Genomic DNA, 6301 nt, shown 5'->3' on the forward strand with positions numbered 1-6301 from the left:
TCCCACCCCCTAGTAGTCAATCTTTTTCTGCAGACGCATACCGCCACCTGCAACAATTACCATGATCAGGAACAACATCATTGATATGGCTGATGCATATCCATAGTTCAGGTTTTTAAAGGCTTCTGTCGTTATCTTGTAACTAATTAAAGAGGTCTTAGCCCCCGGTCCTCCCTGGGTCATGGCATAGACCAGATCAAAGCTTGTCAGCCGCCAAAGAGTAAAAAATAATCCCATGGTAATCAGAACCCGCTTAATATGCGGTATGGTAATTGCTAAAAAACGTTTAACGGCACCTGCACCATCCATGGCTGCTGATTCATACAATTCCAGTGAAACACTTTGCAATGCCGCTAACACCATAATCGCAAAAAACGGCACATTTTTCCAGACGTCTACGATGATAACTGCCGCCTGGGCACCTGCAGGATTTACCAGCCATGCAAAATTAAAATTAGATTGGCTGAGCCTTGAGAACAGGTCATTTACAAATCCATAAGTATCGTTAAACGCCCATTGTGCTGCTATACCAATGACGATCGTAGGCATCGCCCATGGTATCAGAACTATGGAACGCAAAAATTTTTTCCCTTTGAATTTTACGTTTAAAACTAAAGCCAGCATTATGCCTAAAGTCATAATTAATATAACGGAAATGATAGTAAAGATCAGAGTAAAGCGAATAGATTCCTGCACACCAGGATCTTTCAACAGCTTTACATAATTTTGAAATCCTACAAATTTCTTTGTCTGTGTGATCATTTTATAATTTAAAAGACTGTACCACGCTGTCGTAATCATCGGATAAATAATGGTGGCGCCCCTTACGAGCAGCGCCGGCAGTACCAGTGCCCAGGCTACCAGCACTCTCTTTTTTCCCATTGACATTTTTTTCATCCCGCAACCTTCCCCTCTTTTTCTATCTGCCTGCCGCAGATGCCAAGAGGGAACCCCGCAGTGTTCCCCCTTTTATTCTTACGGCCTGTAAAATACTGTAACGGACTGATAAAGTGCAGTTACTTTTATTCTTCAACCAGAGCCTGAATCTCTGCAGTAGCTTTTTCTACACATTCGTCCAAAGACATTTGATTGGTCAGATAGGACTGTGCATAGGTCTCCGCAACCTCCATAAGCTCATTTACCGTTGCCGGCATCGGTCTTGGAACTAACGAACCTGCTGCCGAATATTCTTCCAGCGCCTGGCCTGCCCGGTTTACTTCCTTAGCCTCCGGTTTTGCCATTACCTTAGCATGAGAAGAACCTTCCATCTGAAGATTGCACATCTGTCCTTCTTCACTGGCCCATACCTTAAGCACTTCTTTTGCTGCATCCACTTTTTTAGAATTCTTATTAATTGCCATATGCCAACCTGCTACGATAGTATGGTTTGTTTTAAATACCGGCATGGGTTCAATCTGTATGTTATCCCCCCATTTATCTCCGCAGACATCTGCCAGGTAAGCCCACTGGAACACCATTCCGTATTTGTTGTCGATAATCTTCTGGTTCATGGCATCATAGCTGTCACCAAGTGCTGCTTCCGATACCACTTTATCTTTATAAAGCATATCATACATAAACTGCAGTGCTTCTTTTGACTCCGGTTTTGTCCAATCATATATATCACCCTCAAAACAATACATCCACCGGATTAAATCATTATATAACTGTCCTCCCTTTGACCAGGCTGCGCCATATCCATAAGCCTCCTCATTCGTCATAGCCTTTGCCGCTTCCAGAAATTCATCTGTATTCGTGGGAATCTTTGCGCCCGCCTTGTCAAATACCTCTTTGTTAATAAACAGATACATGGCATTCAATTCCTGGGGCAGCAAATAATAATTTCCATCTGCACTCTTGCAGATCCGTTCCAGAACATCTGCCGGATAATTTTCTTTTTCAGCCTCAATAATTTCATTAATGGGTTCCAGATAGCCTGCTGTACTGTATGTAACGCCTAATAACTCGTCCACATGCACAATATCAAAAGAATCATCTCCGGCAGTCAGTATCGAACTCAGTTTCGTTACAACATCCGGATAATTAGTCGGTGCAACCACTCCCTCAACGATTATGCCTGTTTTCTCTTTTACCAGATCAACAAAGGGCTGCCATCCTTCCATATCTACATTTCGCGTATATACCGTAACCGTTTCTCCCGCAAATGGCTGATCGCTTCCTTTCTCCGGCGCTTCGCTTTCCTGTACAGATGACGATTCTGCTCCCTGTGAATCCTTTGTATCTGTCATCTTCTCTGTGCTTTCAGAACTCGTTCCCGCACTTCCTTTTGTTTCTCCTGCCCCGCTGTTACCTGAACCGCCGCATGCTGTCAGACTTGCTGCCAGTGCCAATGTTAATAAAACGCTGATAAACCTCTTCTTCATAGTACCCTCTCCTTCACTTGTTTGATATAACTAATATAGATTTTATCCGTAAAAAAAACAATGTACCAATTTCTAGGAAATGGTACACTTTTCTTATATCTTCTATTATATTTTCTATTATTTGTTCAGAAAATGGTTCTTGTATTCCTGTGGCAATTCCCCTGTACGTGCCCGAAATACTTTTGAAAAGTATCTGGATGAGTTATATCCGATCATCGCAGATATCTCGCTGATTTTATAATTTCCGGACTTCAACAGCTCTTTCGCCTTTGCAATTCTTAAATTTGTTACATAATCATTGTAATTGCTGCCCGTCTTCGACTTAAACAACGCCGAAAAATAGCTCTGGTTAAAATAGAAAACACTGCAGATTTTCTGGGTAGAGATATCCTGGGTAAAGTTTAAATGAATATAATTGATTACCTCATCGATTGTTCCGCCATAATGCTTCCCCTGAATCTGTTCTAATGCCTTGCATGCAGGCACTGCAAATGAATAAAATCGTTCCATCAGCCGTTTTGTGTCCGGTGCTGCCGTTAACTGAGAGAAAATATCCTTTTGTTCAAATTCCGGCGGTAAAACCGTATTTTCTTCGCACAGATTCCATATTTCCTTTGCACATTTTTGTACAAACGAATAAATGACATAAGGCGGCAGAGATATCTTATAACGATCTGCAGTCTCCTGTACTAACTCCAGTACCTGTTCCCTGTTTTGAAGATGAAGTGCACTTTCTACCACTGAGATATCCCTGGCATAAATGCTGCCGGGACTTTTATATGTATATGGGAGGCGCTCAAACAAGCAGCAGCGGTCCTCTCTGCACTGGGCCTCATATAATGCTGCTTTCGCCTTCCTGTATGACATGGGTATTTCCCTCATTCCTGATACGGTATCCCCGATTCCCATAGCAGCGTTTCCCCCCTGCCCTTTTGCATATGCCAGCAGTTCCATCCAGATCTTTTCAATTGCATGTTCCCGGGTATCTACCCCTACCAGGATAATAATGATCAGCCCGTTCTTGTTGTAAACAATGTATTGCTCATATGTCTGCTTTTGCAGAATTTCATCACAGTATATTCTGACCTTTTCCGTATCCCATCCATTTTTCCCGCCGTCATATCCGTTCACTGCCAGAACCCTGTGGGGCATCTGCTGCTGCAATTGCTCTATATGTTCTTCATCTGCAGACATAACTTCCTCTTCCAGCACCTTATCATAAATCGTGGACTGTAATTTTTTCCTGATCTTATTTTTATTCCCGATCACCCGTTGTGCATCTTCCAGCATTTTCTTAAGCAGCGCCGGATTGATCGGCTTATTGATATAGTCCAGAACCTGATAACGTATCGCCGCTCTGGCATATTCAAATTCACTGTATCCGCTGAGCAGAACAAATTCACAGGTAATATCCTGCTCCCTGCAAGCACCAATCAGCTGAATGCCATCCCATTTTGGCATCATAATATCACAAATTACCAGATCCGGCTTTTTTTCCCGGATGGCATCGTAAGCCGAGACTCCATTTTCACAAGTCTGCAGCAGTTCAAATCCTTCTGTTTCTTTTACAAATCTCCCGATTCCTTCCCGTATGACTTTCTCGTCATCTACTACAATAACCTTGATCATTTTTTTCCCTCCGCAATTGGTATTAAAATCTCAATTCTTGTATAATGTCCCACACGGCTTTTTATTTCCAGGCCTTTTTCCACAGAGTAAGTCAGACAGATTCTTTTGTTAACATTAGAGAGCCCTATGCTCTCCTTTATTGTTCCTTCCGTACTCTGATATACCTCCCTTATTTTCTGCTGTTCCATACCATTTCCGTTATCAAATACCATAATTTTCAGCATGTTTTCCTCAATACGAAGTTTTATAACCAGTACACCGTCTTTCTTATCCTTTAAACCATGTACGACTGCATTTTCAACTAGCGGCTGAATAATCAGGCATGGTATAACCTGCTTTAATGCTTCTTCCTCTACATCATAAAAAGCTTCAAAAGAGTGGTCATAACGAATCTCCTGAATATACAGATAATTCTTAATCTGCAGAATTTCCTGACTTGCTGTTACATATTTCCCATACTGATAAGTCGTATATCTCAGCATGTCGCCCAGGCAGGTAATCATATTTGTAACCTCAGGCATATCCAGGAACATCACCTTCCAGTTAATAGTATCCAATGTATTAAATATAAAATGTGGATTAATCTGGGATTGCAGCGCCTCTATCCTGGCGTTTTTTTCATTCAGGCTTATGACATAATTCTCATTGACCAGGTTCTGTATCCGCGTGAGCATATGATTAAAATCTTCCGCAATATTTTCAATCTCACTGTATCCGCTGGCATCTACTTTTCTGGCAATGTCAGTTATTCCAATATCCTGAATCTGATCCACAAAGGTATGCATAGGCTTTGTTAACTTTTTCGAAATCAAAAGCACTAATATCAAATTTAATATAACTAAAATAATAAGAAACTCAATCAATGTATTCTTAAAAGAGCTGATTGAAAGGCTGATATCCTGAACCGGTGTCACAATTACCAGCTTCTGCTCCAGAGATTCAATCTCACGCTCCAGCATTTGTGGTGATGTACTGCCATCTGAATCTTCTTTTACCACTTCCGATAATAATTGACCGTTAAGATCATCCCGGGTAGCATAAGTCACTTCACCGTCCCCATTTAATAACATAGCATAACTACCCGGTGTCGTAACTGCATTTTTCAAAATATCCCGGATATACTGCCCACGGATCATGACCATAACCGTCCCTGTAATCTGATCATCTTTCAGAACATTTTTAAAATCCTTAATCGTTCTTGCAAATATAATGCTATGTTCCTTTCCCACATCATAGCATTTAATTGCTCCTTTATTTCTGATTACCGGTTCCTGCGCCTGTTCCCGGTAAGCCCGGTGTACCTGATAGGTCGTACTGCTGTAATTCTTGATCAAATAGATATCTGTCTTTGCTGAATCCTCCAGAAAAATACCTACCGAATGTATAAAATTATAAGACAGCAGATAATCATAACACAGGCTCTCAGCCTCAAAAGCCAGGGATTGACGCTGGGCATTATTTTCAAATTCCCCTCTGAATATCCGGCTGCAAATATCATTCAGGTTTGCATCCGAATACATTTTTAACGTAAGATCATTTAAATAAAACCGGACATCATCAAAATTTTTATTAATATTTTCCGCTGCAATTCGATTATTTTCCAAAATATTAGACTTTGCTATTTTGAAATACTGGGAGTTGATCAGATAAAAGAACAGCAGGAAACTGACCACATTTAGAGAAATAAAAAAAATGGAAATGCTGAATGCGATACTTTTAGATCTTTTCTTTTTCATAGGGCAATCCTCCCTGATCGAAATATGTACTTTTATTGTTATCATATAATATCCTGGTAAATGTTACAACTGTTGAATATCAAATCAAAAAAACTGCCCCACCAAACTGATCACTCGGGCGTTTGACACATCCATCAATCCAAAAGTACTTCAAAGCCTTATTGTAGGCTTATTTTTTTGTCAACTTTTTTGTTTTACTATCTAGTAATATTTAGTGATTTGTGCTATACTGGTATAGAGGTGATTATTATGCGAATTACAACATCTAAATCAAAAAATTCAGAATCCTTTTACATTACCAAATCCTATACCAATGACCAGGGAAAAAGTACTTCGAAGACCATTCGAAAATTGGGCACTCTGGCAGAACTTTCAAAACGTCTTGGTACCGACCGGGACGGTGTAATGGCATGGGCTAATGAACAGGCACGTCTCGAAACACTGAAATATAAAAGTGAAACCGAAGATGCTGTTATTCTGATCCCTTTCCATTCCAATCGGCTCATGGATTATAACAGAAAAAAACTTTTTACCGGTGGCTATCTTTTCCTC

At 40.6% G+C, this 6301-nt stretch carries 4 protein-coding genes and 1 pseudogene; 1 reads left to right on the forward strand and 4 read right to left on the reverse strand.

Annotation, left to right across the window (positions count from 1 at the left end; genetic code table 11):
• Nucleotides 1–9: 9 nt before the first annotated feature.
• The 4 genes from QR40_RS28585 to QR40_RS28600 form a co-directional block, all read right to left on the reverse strand.
• Complete coding sequence (locus tag QR40_RS28585) at nucleotides 10–897, reverse strand: carbohydrate ABC transporter permease (RefSeq protein WP_330373919.1); 888 nt, start codon at nucleotides 895–897, stop codon at nucleotides 10–12.
• Nucleotides 898–1022: 125 nt separating this feature from the next.
• Entirely contained in the window at nucleotides 1023–2384 is a 1362-nt protein-coding gene (locus QR40_RS28590; protein ID WP_044297832.1) for an extracellular solute-binding protein, read from the reverse strand.
• A 117-nt stretch (nucleotides 2385–2501) separates the two neighbouring features.
• Nucleotides 2502–4013, reverse strand: a complete 1512-nt coding sequence (locus tag QR40_RS28595) for a response regulator (RefSeq protein ID WP_044297833.1) — start codon at nucleotides 4011–4013, stop codon at nucleotides 2502–2504.
• Nucleotides 4010–5749: a histidine kinase gene (locus QR40_RS28600; protein WP_044297834.1), complete on the reverse strand. Its 1740-nt coding sequence runs from the start codon at nucleotides 5747–5749 to the stop codon at nucleotides 4010–4012. The genes QR40_RS28595 and QR40_RS28600 overlap by 4 nt, the downstream gene beginning before the upstream one ends.
• Nucleotides 5750–5998: 249 nt before the next feature.
• Here QR40_RS28600 and QR40_RS28605 point away from each other — a divergent pair.
• A pseudogene (locus QR40_RS28605) lies at nucleotides 5999–6301 on the forward strand (IS1634 family transposase); the annotation flags it as partial.

This window comes from Robinsoniella peoriensis (genome assembly GCF_000797495.1).
GTDB lineage: Bacteria > Bacillota > Clostridia > Lachnospirales > Lachnospiraceae > Robinsoniella > Robinsoniella peoriensis.